This window comes from Flavobacterium sp. FlaQc-47 (assembly GCF_044006475.1).
Classification (GTDB): Bacteria; Bacteroidota; Bacteroidia; order Flavobacteriales; family Flavobacteriaceae; genus Flavobacterium.
The window spans coordinates 213,296-227,087 of the sequence record NZ_JBIPCQ010000008.1; the positions used below are offsets into that span (position 1 = coordinate 213,296).

The 13,792-nt window shown below is 34.8% G+C and carries 11 protein-coding genes and 1 pseudogene; 9 read left to right on the forward strand and 3 right to left on the reverse strand.

What is annotated here, in order from left to right; genetic code table 11:
• Window positions 1-56: 56 nt before the first annotated feature.
• Entirely contained in the window at window positions 57-422 is a 366-nt protein-coding gene (locus tag ACHRVX_RS21665; protein WP_395336191.1) for a winged helix-turn-helix transcriptional regulator, read from the reverse strand.
• 142 nt (window positions 423-564) lie between these two features.
• Between ACHRVX_RS21665 and ACHRVX_RS21670 the strand changes: the two genes are divergently transcribed.
• Together ACHRVX_RS21670 and ACHRVX_RS21675 are read left to right on the forward strand one after the other, a co-directional pair.
• Window positions 565-834, forward strand: coding sequence for a hypothetical protein (locus ACHRVX_RS21670; protein ID WP_395336193.1), 270 nt, complete (start codon window positions 565-567; stop codon window positions 832-834).
• Window positions 780-1,112 (forward strand): annotated as a pseudogene (locus tag ACHRVX_RS21675) (SDR family NAD(P)-dependent oxidoreductase); the annotation flags it as partial. The gene ACHRVX_RS21670 and the pseudogene ACHRVX_RS21675, both read left to right, overlap by 55 nt.
• A gap of 59 nt (window positions 1,113-1,171) precedes the next feature.
• Here the strand turns inward: ACHRVX_RS21675 and ACHRVX_RS21680 are convergent.
• Together ACHRVX_RS21680 and ACHRVX_RS21685 are read right to left on the reverse strand one after the other, a co-directional pair.
• On the reverse strand, window positions 1,172-1,336 hold the full coding sequence (locus ACHRVX_RS21680; RefSeq protein WP_395336195.1) for a hypothetical protein: 165 nt from the start codon (window positions 1,334-1,336) through the stop codon (window positions 1,172-1,174).
• A gap of 36 nt (window positions 1,337-1,372) precedes the next feature.
• Window positions 1,373-2,881 carry an ATP-binding protein gene (locus tag ACHRVX_RS21685; protein ID WP_395336197.1) on the reverse strand — a complete coding sequence of 503 codons (1,509 nt, stop codon included), beginning with the start codon at window positions 2,879-2,881 and terminating at the stop codon, window positions 1,373-1,375.
• A gap of 216 nt (window positions 2,882-3,097) precedes the next feature.
• Between ACHRVX_RS21685 and ACHRVX_RS21690 the strand changes: the two genes are divergently transcribed.
• The 7 genes from ACHRVX_RS21690 (at window position 3,098) to ACHRVX_RS21720 (ending at window position 13,726) form a co-directional block, all read left to right on the forward strand.
• The gene (locus tag ACHRVX_RS21690; RefSeq protein ID WP_395336199.1) at window positions 3,098-3,607 is read left to right on the forward strand and encodes a response regulator; all 510 of its coding nucleotides are present in this window, start codon (window positions 3,098-3,100) and stop codon (window positions 3,605-3,607) included.
• Between the two features lie 391 nt (window positions 3,608-3,998).
• Window positions 3,999-4,760: a carbonic anhydrase family protein gene (locus ACHRVX_RS21695; RefSeq protein WP_395336201.1), complete on the forward strand. Its 762-nt coding sequence runs from the start codon at window positions 3,999-4,001 to the stop codon at window positions 4,758-4,760.
• A gap of 464 nt (window positions 4,761-5,224) precedes the next feature.
• A complete protein-coding gene (locus ACHRVX_RS21700; protein WP_395336203.1) occupies window positions 5,225-8,101 on the forward strand; it encodes a TonB-dependent receptor in 2,877 nt (958 codons plus the stop codon).
• A 146-nt stretch (window positions 8,102-8,247) separates the two neighbouring features.
• Window positions 8,248-9,528, forward strand: coding sequence for a DUF5690 family protein (locus tag ACHRVX_RS21705; protein ID WP_395336205.1), 1,281 nt, complete (start codon window positions 8,248-8,250; stop codon window positions 9,526-9,528).
• A gap of 278 nt (window positions 9,529-9,806) precedes the next feature.
• Window positions 9,807-10,964: a TIGR03364 family FAD-dependent oxidoreductase gene (locus tag ACHRVX_RS21710; protein ID WP_395336207.1), complete on the forward strand. Its 1,158-nt coding sequence runs from the start codon at window positions 9,807-9,809 to the stop codon at window positions 10,962-10,964.
• Between the two features lie 139 nt (window positions 10,965-11,103).
• The gene (locus ACHRVX_RS21715; RefSeq protein ID WP_395336210.1) at window positions 11,104-11,820 is read left to right on the forward strand and encodes a phosphonatase-like hydrolase; all 717 of its coding nucleotides are present in this window, start codon (window positions 11,104-11,106) and stop codon (window positions 11,818-11,820) included.
• Window positions 11,821-12,043: 223 nt separating this feature from the next.
• On the forward strand, window positions 12,044-13,726 hold the full coding sequence (locus ACHRVX_RS21720; protein ID WP_395336213.1) for a DUF4983 domain-containing protein: 1,683 nt from the start codon (window positions 12,044-12,046) through the stop codon (window positions 13,724-13,726).
• Window positions 13,727-13,792: the final 66 nt, after the last annotated feature.

Below are 13,792 nucleotides of genomic sequence, written 5' to 3' on the forward strand. Positions count from 1 at the left end.
AATGATACAAAAACTCCTTTAAATTACAGCTAAAAATTGGGCACTACTAATTTTATTTAAAGTTGTGCAGAAATATCTTCCTGAAAAATTTTCTTCTTGTGGTTCAATCCCCAATCTTTCATAGCATAAATAATTGGTGTTAAGGTATCGGCGTAAGGCTCCAGAATATAGGATATTTTTACAGGGTAATCGTTTGTTATAACTCTTTTGATCAGCTGGTGCTGCTCCAATTCCTTCAGTTCTTTAGAAAGAACTTTGGGAGTTAATCCAGAGATACTCTCCTGAATTTCAGTGAATCTACTGTTGCCTACACCCACTGAAATTATAATGGATAATTTCCACTTTCCATTAATTACTTCAAGCGTGTCCCGTACGGGCTTTACGGTATTCAGGCATTCACAGTAAGGTTTCTTTTTCGACATAATAAACTTATTTATTTTGCTTTCCTTTGGGAAAGGACTATACAAAGGAAAGTATTTTTAATTTAATTTTGCAAAAGAATCTCTTCAAAATTTGCAATTATGAAAGTTGATCAAAAAATGCTCATCGGACTTCATCTCGGAAATGAATATGGATCTCAGTCGGGAGCCTGGAATTGACGCTGAAAGCTATACGAGTTTTGATGTACGTGTAAAGCAAGCTCAAGCTGCAGAGCGTGGAATTGATGCCTTCGTAGATGAGGTTGTGCCGCTGCTGCAGGAGCGCGGGCTTTTCCACAAAGAGTATGAAGGCAAAACTTTACGTGAGTATGCAGGGGCTCCGGATCAGTACGGAATTGATCCAAGAGTTTGGCAAGATTTTCTTTTGCTGGATATTCTGCTTATGGCGCAATGAAGGCGGCAGTTGATTCTCTATCGAGATACCAGGCTTTGGAATTGGGAAGCAGAAAAATCAGGGTCAATTCTATTGCGCCGGGTGCCATTGAAACAGATTTTGGAGGCGGTGCTGTTCGTGATATTTCAGATTTGAATACCTTCATAGCTTCAGAAACAGCTTTAGGAAGAGTTGGTCTGCCCGATGATATTGGAAGTGCAGTAGCATTTCTTTGCTGCGATGATTCGAAATGGATTAACGCACAACGAATAGAAGTTTCCGGGGGATACAGAATATAATAGACTTTATAAAAATTAGGCAAACCCATTCAATCAATGTTGAATGGGTTTTTTGTTATTTAAAAAGAATCATATCTTTCAAAAATTCTAATGATAAAGGGATATGTATCTGATGGTGCGATATATAAATATTCAGTCTGTAAACCAACTCGAATCAGGTTACGCTTTGCTTCTTCTTCTTCTTCTTCACGGAAGAATTTGCTAAAAGGTTTGGATCTTCTCAAAGCGTTGATATAGCATTTATCCGGCAATAGCTGTTTCTAGAGGTTTTCAGTAGCTTGTTTAAGGGGAAGCGTAACTATAAATTCGGCGCCATTTTCTTTTTCTCCCTTAACCGTTATAGTTCCATTGTGCCTGTTCACTATCTTTTGGCAAAGTGCAAGGCCAATCCCGTTTCCTTCGTATTCATTCTTGGAGTGAAGTCTTTCAAAAGCAGTAAATACTTTTTCTGCATAAATAGGATCCAGCCCAATACCATTGTCTTTGAAGCAAATTTCAATAGATTCAACCGAATCGATATTCTTTATAATCGATGTAATAATAATTTTGGGAGGCTGGTTGCCTTTAGTGAATTTGAGGGCATTTTGGATAAGATTATAGAACAGTTGCTGAATCAGAATAGCTGCTCCCTCAATTTCAGGAAGGTCATCTATAATCAGCATAGCGTTTTTTTCTTTTATTATAAGCTCAAGATCTGTTCTGATGTTTTCCACCAGATCGTTTAGGGAAATTATTTCAACCGGCTGGTTGCTTTTGTCAATAGTAGAGTAGGCAAGGAGCCCTTCAATGATGCACTGCATGCGATTTGCAGAATGGGCAATTTTGTCTAATTGCATAACAGAACGATCAGGCAGATGGTCTGCAATCTCACTTTTTAACATGTTATTGAAGATCTTGATTTTTCTGACCGGTTCCTGAAGATCATGGCTCACCACATTGGCAAAATGCAGGAGATCATCATTAGAGCGTCGGAGTTCTGAGGTGCTTTCTTTGATCTTTTTTTTCAATTCTACTTCAAACTCCTTTTGGTCATGTATATCCTGTACAATCCCTAACATGGTTGCTGGATCACCATTTTGGTGTTTGATAATTTTTCCAAAAACTTTAATCCATTTCTCAGAGTTGTCTTTTTGTATAATTCGGGCTTCGTAGCAGACCACTCCGTTTTCCATGGCATCTTTATGAGCTTTTTCCCGAAGGTAGCGATCGTCCGGATGCAGTTTTGCGGTCAGTTCGTCAATAGTAATTTCAGAGTCGACGGCCCAGAGCTTTCTAAAATTAGCAGAAGTTTTGATCTCGTTTGTTGTAAGGTCAATTTCATATGTTCCCATACCGCAGGCTTCGATTGCCATACTCAGCATTTGATCAAAATTTACTATCTGGCTTTTTGCCTCATGTAATTTAGTTGCCTCTGTGCAGGTATGTACCACACCATAAACTACTCCCTTTTCATTGCGAAGCGGGGTATAATTATAATTAAAATAAAGCGGTGTCCATGCTCCCTTTTTAAGGATGTCAACTTTTCTGTCGTTCGCCTGAAAAGGTATTCCCGTTTTCATTACCGTTAGTATTTCTTCGCTTATCGATTCTTTTTGAAAATCAGCACTAATGTCAGCGAATTTTTTGCCAATGACCTGCCCGCCTATATTCCATAAATTAAGCATGGCGGGATTAGCAAATGAAATTACTAAATCGTCAGTACTATAAACTGCTGTGGCAACTGCAGTTTGTAGTAATATATCTTGTAGAAATATTAAATTATTATGCAAATCTGTTGGCTTTATGGTTGATACTAAAGTAGTGTGCTGCTTTAAGAGTTATGTTATACAATTTAAAGCTGATGATTGTAAAAATTCAATGTAATTAACTCAGAACTTCAATCTCATGATTTATCAATAAAAATCCGAATATTTTAAAATTATTTCTTTGTCGAAATTTTATTACGCATTTATATATTACTTTTGGCATTGTAAAAACGCTTCAATATGACGAGTCCTAAAATTGCAGTCTTAACTTCTAATGAAACAGAAGAAAAAGAGCCGTTAAAAATTATATTGGCCGAAGATGATAAAGATGATCAGGAATTATTTATGGAAGCGCTAAGTGCTACAAAAATCCCTTCTGAAGTTACCACGGTAGAAAACGGTGCGGAATTGGTGAAAACCCTAAAAGATCCCGCTGAACCAAAACCTGATATTGTTTTTATAGATATTAATATGCCTGTTAAAGGAGGCAAGCAGGCACTGGCAGAAATAAAGAGCGACGATGAACTTAAAGAGATCCCTGCCGTTATGCTTTCCACTTCAAATCACCCTAATGATATTGAAGAGACTTTTAAAAAGGGCGCCAACCTTTACATACAAAAACCAAGTTCTTTTACCGGTTTTATTCTGATTCTCAAAAAAGTGTTCATGTTACACTGGACCAAAGCTTTGATAAATCCCGTTAAAAATATATTTTTTGTTTCTGAAAAAAATATTTCTCATAAGGATTAAATAATCTGTCTTCACGATGCAGAATTATGAATCAGGATTAAATGTTGTGGAAAAACATATAAGATCATTTATAACTTGTTGATTTTTAATGCAAAGTGCGTAAAGTTTTTTATCGTAGAGTGTGTTGACAAATAAAAAGTTCACAAAGCTTTGCGTTGACCTGGCTTTGTGAGCTTTGTGTTTATATCCATCCTCCTTATTAAAAAATCTTCGCGTGTTCCTAATGTTTGCATAGTTACAAAATCAATCTTTCAAATATCTATATTGGATATAACAAAACAAAACAGGATCTAATATTCTTTACTTTTTTGTTTTTTGTCTCAAAATAAAATTTAGCTATAGTATTTTTATTATAATTTTACCTTTGAATTAACTCTTAAATGTGATTAAAATGAGACAAAAGATAGTAATCATTTTATTTCTTACAATGATATCCTGCAGAACAGATCAGGCTTTAACACCAGAACAAAATAATGTCAGCGGAGAAGTATCCATTAAAAAAGAAGATATTTTGGTGTCTGAACCATTTAATGCAGAGCAGCAGGCTAATCTTAAACCTGCCGCGGTAATTGAGCGTTTGAAAAGTGGAAATAAGGATTTTGTCGAAGATAATTTAACGATAAGAAATACAACCCAGCGTGTCAGAAATGCATCATTGGGACAATATCCTAAAGCAGTAGTTTTATCTTGTTTAGATTCACGTGTTCCTGTTGAGGATATTTTTCATAGTGGTTTAGGAAATCTTTTTGTGGCAAGAGTAGCAGGAAATATAGTAAACGATGATATTTTAGGGAGTTTGGAGTATTCTTGTAAAGTCTCCGGTGCCAAAGTTGTTTTGGTTTTAGGTCATGAATACTGTGGCGCCATCAAATCGGCAATTAAAGATGTAAAGCTGGGAAATATTACCGTATTATTAGATAAAATTCAGCCTGCTGTAAAAATGGCCCAAAATAATTTTAAAGGCGCTGCAACTGCTGAAAACGAAGAATTTGTTGAAGTTGTTTGTGATGAAAATGTGTATAATTCCATAAAACAAATTCGAGAGAAAAGCTCAATTTTAAAAGAAATGGAATTAAACGGAGAAATAATAATTTGCGGAGCAGTATATAATATGAAAACCGGTAAAGTCGAATTTTTGGAACAGCGACCTTAATTTAATCTCATTATTACTATAGAAAAGCAGAATCAAAAAAAAACTTAGCTGGAACAAATTTTCTGAAAGTGGCTTTTTTAAACTATTTTTCAAGTTCTGATTTCTTATCTTCAGTATGAGCCTTTAAATAATTTTTCTAGTGTAATTATTGTATAAAAACTTAAAAAGTTTACTATTTGTAAAAATATGACGTTTTTAAAAATTGCTGTGTTAAGTAATTTTTTATTCTAAATCACAATTATCTTCTACTTAAAAATATCATGTAATCTGCTCTCTGCTTCTATTTAAAGGGATTTTATTTTGACATTCAGTCAATTAAGCTCCGTACTTTTTACAAATCCTTAACAAACAAGACGTTTAAATTTTCATTTCTTTAACAATTCCATAATTTTAATTTTTTCACTATTTGTAAAATTCATAGTTAATTTGCTGTAATAAATTTAATATTTGTAAACAAACTAGCCATGAAAACAATTTACAAGGCAATTTTTATTTTTTCAGCTTTATTTTTTGCCCAAAATATTATGGCGCAAAAAGCCACAATAAGCGGAACAGTTACTGACTCACAATCTCCTTTGCCGGGAGCAACTATTATACTATCTAATAATCAAAAAGCAACAACTGATTTTAGTGGATCTTTTACGATTCAGGATGTAAAATCAGGAAATTTTGAATTGCAGATCGCATATATAGGATATGAAACCAAAACAATTACAGTTGAAATAAAAGACAATCAAAAATTAAGCTTAGGAATCATTAGACTTTCTACAAATTCAAAAGAATTAAATGAAGTTGTTGTGAGCGGAATGAGCCAAAGAAACAGCGAAGCAAGAGCGCTGAACATGCAAAAGAAATCAATGAGCATTGTAAACGTAATAGCTGCAGATGGAATAGGAAAACTTCCGGATCGTAATGCAGCCGAGACGGTACAGCGTATGCCTGGAGTTTCTATTGAAAGAGATCAGGGCGAGGGACGTTTTGTTTCGGTAAGAGGACTGCCTCCTTTCTGGTCATCCACTACAATTAACGGAAACAGGATCCCAACTGCCGAAGAAGAGACAACTTCCAGAGCCACAGCATTTGACTTTTTTCCATCAGATCTTATTGCGTATGTTGAAGCTACGAAAGCAATTACGCCTGATATGGACGGAGATGCAATTGGCGGAAGCGTAAATTTTACCACACAAACCGCTCCAACAAAAAGAACTATTAAAGCAAGTGTTTTTAGCGGATACAATCAAAAATCAGACAAAGGAATTTACAGCGGATCGCTTACCATTGGTGACAAAAGCAAAAACGGGAAATTTGGCTATATTATCAATGGAACTTACTGGGACAGAAACTGGGCGACAGATAATTATGAAGCCAGAAGAAATGGCGATCAGGGAGTTTACAGATTAGAATTAAGAGATTACACCGGCGTAAGAAAAACAACCGGTTTAAACGCTGCCATGGAATTTAATCCTTCATCGAGAGATAAAATTTTCGTTAAAGCAACTTATGGCGGACTTACAGATGAGGAAACACATTATAAACACAGAATAAGATTTGATAAATTCAGCAACGCTACAAGCACGCTGACTGTTGAACAGCAGGATATTCATAACCAATTAATGACGCAGTTTATCGGCATTGATTTAGGCGGAAAACATCAATTGACAAACGGAACTTTAGACTGGAGTCTGGCCTCTTATCGAAATCAGTTTAAATATGGAAACATTCCAAATGCAGAAGATAATAGTTATTTTTTAATTCAGTTCAACCAGACTGGCGTTGGGGTTAAACCCGGATATTTAAATACGGTTCCAGTTGCATCTGGCGGAGCTGGCGGACCAAGAGCCTATTGGGCTGCCGACGGCGGAATGCTGGATCCTAATAACCCTAAATCAGTATTTGATTTTTACTCAGATCCAAATTTTAAAACGGATCCCACAAAAATGAAGTTTTCTACTTTAGAATTATACAAAATTAGTATTGTAGAAAGAGACAATATTATTGCTGCGGTTAACTACGAGCACAATTTTAATGAAAATCTTAAAATGAAATTTGGTGCAAAACTGACAGATAAAGATCGTATTGCTACTTTTAGGGACGAATACTACAGCTGGACAGGTTCTCCAACACCGTTTTTATCAAATTACAGTCAGTATTTAATTCTTCAACCGGGAGGAACAGATTATATGAAAAGAGAAACGGGAAGTACTATAGGAAACACTTTCGGCGCGGTTTTATCGACTGACGGAATGACAAAATTATTCAATAATTCTAAAGGTAATTTGGTTTTAAACCCTGCAGATTCTCAAATTCCTGAATTAGGAAAAGGTTTGGGAAGAAACTTTAATGTAGGTGAAACCACTTCTTCTGCTTATGCAATGGCCACTTATTTGTTAAATGATAAATGGACCATTTTAGGAGGAGTCAGAATGACCAATACAATTACTCAGGTTACAGGTAAAACAGTTGAAAATGATGTAGTTGTAGATACTGAAAATACAAAAACGTATACTTCAGTATTGCCAATGTTGCATGTGAAATATTCTCCGGTTGAAAATTTAAACCTTCGTTTTGCCACTACAAGAACTTTTGCAAGACCAAACTTTGGAGATATTTCTCCAGCTGGATCTTTAAATACTATTGACGGAGAATATGCAGGAGGAAACCCAAATTTGAACCCGACTTATTCCTGGAACTTTGATTTATTAGGAGAGTATTTTCTTGATGAGGTAGGAATTATTAACGCCGGTGTTTTTTATAAATCGATTACAGATCCAATTTTTGATGATACGTATCAGGGAACAATAAACGGAATTCCGAATATCGAAATCAGTTCTCCAACAAATGGCGATGATGCGTGGATTGGCGGAGTTGAATTTGGAATCACAAAAAGATTTAGCTTTTTACCTGGATTCCTGAAATATTTCGGAACTCAGATCAATGCTACAATAATGAATTCTGAAATGACTTTGGGACAAAATGCCAATAATCCAAACGGGAGAAAAGTGTCAACTCCTTATCAGGCAAAAGAATTATACAACTTACAATTGTTTTATGAAAGTGGGAAATTGAACGTAAGAGCCGCTTTTAACCATAAAGGCGCTTATGCAACAAGTTTTGATGCCAATGCAAAAAATACCGACATGAATGATATTTACTACGGTAAATACAACTCGCTTGATTTTTCTGCTTCGTATAAAATTGGAGATCATTTTACCATTTTCAGTGATTTAAATAATGTTTTGAATGAGCCTTTAATGTATCATTTTGGAGAAACGCCAAACCGACCAAAACAGGTAGAATATTATGGAGTGAAGTTTAATCTGGGTTTAAAATATAATTTATAGACAACTATAAGTTAACCCGTTGGATGTTGGGAGATTCTATTTTTACGATTTATTTTTTTTAATCGAACACATTCAACGGGTTTCTAAAAAAAGAAACACTTATCTAAACTTTACACCACACTTATTACCCTAAATCTCAAGAACCAATGGCTACAAAAACATCGAATTTCAGGTTTATATTAAAAACTTCCATTGCGGCTTTTGGTACTTATTTTTGTATGTACGCTTTTAGAAAACCTTTTACCGTGGCGACATTTGACCACATGTCTTTTTGGGGAATTGACTATAAAATCTTGCTAATTCTGGCACAGGTTTTAGGATATACGCTTTCTAAGTTTTTGGGAATAAAAATAATATCAGAACTAAAATCTTCTAAAAGAATTTTGTATCTAATAAGTTTTATAGCCATTTCAGAACTTGCATTATTAGGTTTTGCATTAGTTCCGGCACCCTACAATATTTTATTTTTATTCATAAACGGACTTCCTTTGGGCATGATCTGGGGAATTGTTTTCTCGTATATCGAAGGAAGAAAAACGACCGAATTATTAGGTGTCATCCTTTGCTCAAGTTTTATTGTTTCTTCAGGAGCCGCAAAATCTGTGGGTGTTTTTGTCTTGAAAGTTTTAGGATGTACTGAGTTTTGGATGCCGTTTGTTTCGGGGTTGATTTTTATAATTCCCTTAATCGCATTTTCACTCTTTTTAGAGAAAATTCCAAATCCTGACAGTGAAGATTTAGCATTACGATCAAAACGTAAACCTCTTGGTAAAAAAGAACGTGCTTCATTGTTCAGGCAATTTGCTTTTCCGCTTACGGCAATTATTGTATTCTATGCCATGCTTACGGCAATGAGAGAATTCAGAGATAATTTTGCCAGAGAGTTATGGGATTCTTTAGGTTACAAAGAAAGTATTTCTATTTATATGTATTCAGAAATTCCAATAGCAATTTCGGTTTTGGTTATTTTGGGATTTTTAGGAAGTATGAAAAACAACTACAAAGCTTTTAAAAATTATCATTTAGTATTGTTCATAGGTTCGGTTTTAATTGGCGCAGCAACTTTCTTGTTTCAAAAGCAATTATTAGCACCACTTCCGTGGATGATGATCTCTGGATTTGGCATGTATATTTGTTACATTCCGTTTAACGGTTTATTTTTTGACCGAATGATCGCCACTTATAAAATAGATGGAAACACAGGATTTTTAATTTATATCGCCGATGCTTTTGGTTATTTAGGAAGCGTTTTAGTGTTGCTTTTCAAAAATTTTGGAGATAAGAATATTTCCTTTTTAAGTTTTTTTACGACTTGTATTTATCTGTTATCCTTCGTGGGGATCATCACAACGATAATGTCGTTTAAGTACTTTAAACGGAAATTCAAAAAAACGATAAAAATAACCACAACACCTTTGTACACTTGAAATAAAGAAAAAGAAATAGAATAAAAAATAAATATGATTATCCACGACAAATACCAAGCGAAAATAATATAAAAAAAGTTTGCCACGAATTTCTCGAATTACCGCGAATTATGTCATTGTAAGGATTAAAAATCTACATAAATCTGTGCAATTTTAGGCTAGTTTTTTTAAGCATTTTCAAAGTAAAAATTAGAGAAAATTAGAGAAATTCGTGGCAAAAAATACAAATTTGGTACTCATTTAAGATTATCATAAAAAACAATTACACAAACATAAACATGAAAGAGAAATATGATTTAATAATCGTTGGGTCAGGAGTTTTAGGCACATTTCATGCTTATCACGCCTTACAAAAAGGAATGTCGGTTGCTATTTTAGAAAAAAACAGCAAACCCGAAGGCGCAACAGTTCGAAATTTTGGTCAGGTTGTACCATCAGGAATGGATAAAAAATGGCAAAATTTCGGAAAAGAAAGTTTAAAAATTTACAAAAATATTCAGTCGCAATTTGATATTAGCATTCGGCAAAACGGAACTGTTTATCTGGCTTCAAACGAAGAAGAAATGCACTTGATTGAAGAGTTGCACCAAATAAATATCTCGAATGATTACGAATCAAACTTATTGACAAAAGAACAATGTCTGTCAAAATACCCAGGTTTACGTGCTGATTATTGTATAGGAGGATTATTTTTTCCGCAGGAAGTCACCGTTGAACCTTCAACAATGATTCACAAACTGCATCAGTATATGACTGCAAATATGGGACTTGATTTATTTATGAATACAACTGTTTTAAATACTGAAAACAGAAATAATGAAGTAGTTGCAACAACTTCGTTAGGAAAAGAGTTCAAAGCTTCAAAAATTATTATTTGTAATGGAAGTGATTTCAAAATATTATATCCTGAAGTTTATAATAACAGTGATTTGGTTGTTTCAAAACTTCAGATGCTGCAGACAAAACCCCAGAATAATTACAAACTAGATGGTTCTATTTTGACAGGATTAACGATTAGAAGATATGAATCGTTTGAAGAATGTAAATCGTACGCAGCAATCAAAGCCAAAGAAAATCCGAATAGTTTTGAGAAACAGTACGGCGTTCATATTTTATTCAAACAAGCTCTTGACGGATCTGTAATTCTGGGAGATTCGCACGAATATGCTCCTGCAAAAGATATAGATTCTCTGGGATTTGATTTGAATATGGATATCGACAATTTTATGATTGAAGAAGCGAAAAAAATAATCGACTTACCAACGTATGAAATCCAAAACAGATGGTTTGGAATGTATTCGCAATGCAAAACCAAAGATATTTTTGAACATACAATCGGAGAAAACATTCACATCATAACTGGAATTGGAGGTAAAGGAATGACCGGAAGCGCTGGATTTGCCAAACATAATATCGACAAAATTTTTAATGCATAGTTTTTAGCGACAGATTTCACGGATTAAAATAGATTAAAAAAATCTGCCTTAATCTACTTCAATCTGTAAAAATCTGCGTGAAAAATTAAGCACAATTACACTCAACATGTAGAAACATGTTCAAAATAAAACACACAAAATGAAAATCAATGAAATTGAAATGGTCGTTTTTGATATGGCCGGAACCACAATCAATGAACAAAATATAGTATATAAAACGCTGTACAAGTCTATAAACCATTTTGGCATTGAAGTTTCTCTGGAAACGGTACTTTCATTAGGTGCCGGAAAAGAAAAGTATCAGGCAATAAAAGATATTTTAAAAAGCAGCGAAATTAATGATGTTGAAAAAACAAATGTAATATTCGAACATTTCAAAAAAATCCTTGACCAGGAATATTTGACGGCCAAAGTTTTACCTATCGAAGGCATTGAAAATGTGTTTCAAAAACTTAAAAAAGACGGTATAAAAATAGTTTTAAATACAGGATACAGCAGCCATGTTGCGAACACTTTATTAGATAAATTAAACTGGAAAAAAGACAATCAATTTGATGCTTTAATCACCGCAGACGATGTAGAACTAGGACGCCCATTTCCGGATATGATACACAAAGCCATGCAATTATTCGGAATCAAAGATGCTTCAAAAGTACTGAAAGCAGGAGATTCGGCCATCGATATAGAAGAAGGAAAAAATGCCAAATGCGGCATCACCATTGGTGTTTTATCAGGAGCTCAAACCAGAGCACAACTTGAAGAGGCAAAGCCGGATTATATATTAGACTCACTTGCTTCGTTATACAGTATTGAAAAAGACATCTCAGATTTGGATAAATTAAAAATTAAAAATTAAAAATCTGTTCGATCTGCCAAATCTGCGAGAGAAAGTTTTTTCGCCACGAATTTCACGAATCAACACGAATTAATTAGTGAAAATTAGTGTAATTCGTGGCAAACATTTTTCATCTGCTTAAAAATAATCACATAAAAAAAAACTAATTAGTTAAAATAAAATCCCTGCAGGAAATAGTTTTAAACAAGTAAATAAATAGTAATCAACAAAACAATTCAATTCAATGAAAAAGATTTTTAGATTAAGTTACGTTACAATTCTTGCGAGTGTACTTTTAGTGACTTCATGTAGCAATGAACCAACGCCTGCGAGCGATGAGAATTCAGCAAATGCAAAAACTATTTTAAAAACGGGTAAAGCTGCAGCAAGCAGCGGAACTAGAAAACTGCTAATTATAGGCATTGACGGCTGTCGCGGCGATGCTTTGATGGGAGCCAATACACCAAATGTTCATGGATTACTTCCTAATTCGGTTTATAGTTTGGATGCTTTGACTGAAGCCCCAACATGGAGCGGAAACGGCTGGTCGACAATGCTGAGCGGAGTTACCCATTTAAAACATGGCGTAACAGACAATTCATTTTCAAGTCCGAATTTTGGAACTTATCCAAGCTTTTTAAAACGTCTTGAAACGTATAATACTGCTTTAAAAACAATGTCAATTGTACATTGGGTACCAATCAATACTTATATCGTAGACGGAATTGATGTGGAGAAAACAGTATCAACAGATTTAGCGGTAAAAAATGAAGTAGTTGCTGCCTTAACAAATGATAATCCGGATGCTTTATTCCTGCATTTTGATGATGTAGATCATGCAGGTCACAGCTACGGATTTTCGATCAATGTGCCACAGTATAAATCTTCAATAGAAACTACAGATGGTTATATTGGAGAGATTTTGACGGCATTAAAAAACAGACCCAATTATGCCAATGAAGACTGGCTGGTTATCGTTGCACCCGATCATGGCGGAATAGTGACAGGTTCAGCAGGATCGCACGGCGGATCATCTTATGAAGAACGAAATATTTTTACCATCTTCAATAATAAAAATTTCACTTCGACTAAAATCGAAAAACCTGTTGATCCCACAACTACTATTACGGGTAAATTTGCCAATTTTAATTCGAATAGTATTTACGCATCGACAACAAATGCATTATATAATTTTGGGAGTTCCAGTTTTACGGTTGAATGCAGGGTAAAAACTTCTGGTTATTCAAGCGATCCATCTTTAGTTTCTAATAAAAACTGGGCAAGTGGTAAAAATCGTGGTTTTGTAATTTGTGCCAATACGGGAGGAACATGGAAAGTTAATATTGGTGATACTCAAAATCGCGTAGATATTTCGGGAGGCACCATCAATGACGGGAAATGGCATCATTTAACATTAGTAGTAGATCGTACGGCAAAATTGGTAAAAACCTACCAGGACGGTGCTTTCGTTGGTCAAGCTGCTATTGTCAGCACATTTGGAAGTTTAACTTCAGGATTACCTTTTGCAGTAGGGCAGGACGGAACTTTGACGTATGGCGCAAATGTAAACGGAAATATTGCTGAAGTCCGGGTTTGGAACAAAGCGTTGTCTGAAGCTTCGATTTTTAATTATACCTGTTCATCTGTTACAGCTTCTCATCCTGATTATGCTAATCTCATAGGATATTGGAAAGGCGATAACGGTTCAGGAAATTCTTTTACGGATTTGAGTACTAAACAAGTTGCGCTTGCTTTTCCTAACACACCAACCTGGAAAACAAGTGCAGCAACTTTAAAATGCGGAACAGGAAGTGGAGTCGTACCAAAAATGGTAGATATTGCCTATTCATCACTGCAATGGTTTGGCGTGCCAATCAATTCAGGATGGTCACTTGACGGACGCTCCTGGCTTCCGGCAGGAAATTAAATTATTTCAGAATGTGTTTATTGTTTTTTTTAGAAGGTTATCTCCATTTTGGAGGTAGCCTTTTTA

What these genes read in the sequence shown, in the direction of transcription:
- ACHRVX_RS21700 (WP_395336203.1), top strand. Translation starts at nt 5,225, where the DNA reads ATGAAAACAATTTACAAGGCAATTTTTATTTTTTCAGCTTTATTTTTT.
- ACHRVX_RS21670 (WP_395336193.1), top strand. Translation starts at nt 565, where the DNA reads ATGAATATGGATCTCAGTCGGGAGCCTGGAATTGACGCTGAAAGCTAT.
- ACHRVX_RS21715 (WP_395336210.1), top strand. Translation starts at nt 11,104, where the DNA reads ATGAAAATCAATGAAATTGAAATGGTCGTTTTTGATATGGCCGGAACC.
- ACHRVX_RS21690 (WP_395336199.1), top strand. Translation starts at nt 3,098, where the DNA reads ATGACGAGTCCTAAAATTGCAGTCTTAACTTCTAATGAAACAGAAGAA.
- ACHRVX_RS21720 (WP_395336213.1), top strand. Translation starts at nt 12,044, where the DNA reads ATGAAAAAGATTTTTAGATTAAGTTACGTTACAATTCTTGCGAGTGTA.
- ACHRVX_RS21665 (WP_395336191.1), bottom strand. Translation starts at nt 422, where the DNA reads ATGTCGAAAAAGAAACCTTACTGTGAATGCCTGAATACCGTAAAGCCC.
- ACHRVX_RS21710 (WP_395336207.1), top strand. Translation starts at nt 9,807, where the DNA reads ATGAAAGAGAAATATGATTTAATAATCGTTGGGTCAGGAGTTTTAGGC.
- ACHRVX_RS21695 (WP_395336201.1), top strand. Translation starts at nt 3,999, where the DNA reads ATGAGACAAAAGATAGTAATCATTTTATTTCTTACAATGATATCCTGC.
- ACHRVX_RS21705 (WP_395336205.1), top strand. Translation starts at nt 8,248, where the DNA reads ATGGCTACAAAAACATCGAATTTCAGGTTTATATTAAAAACTTCCATT.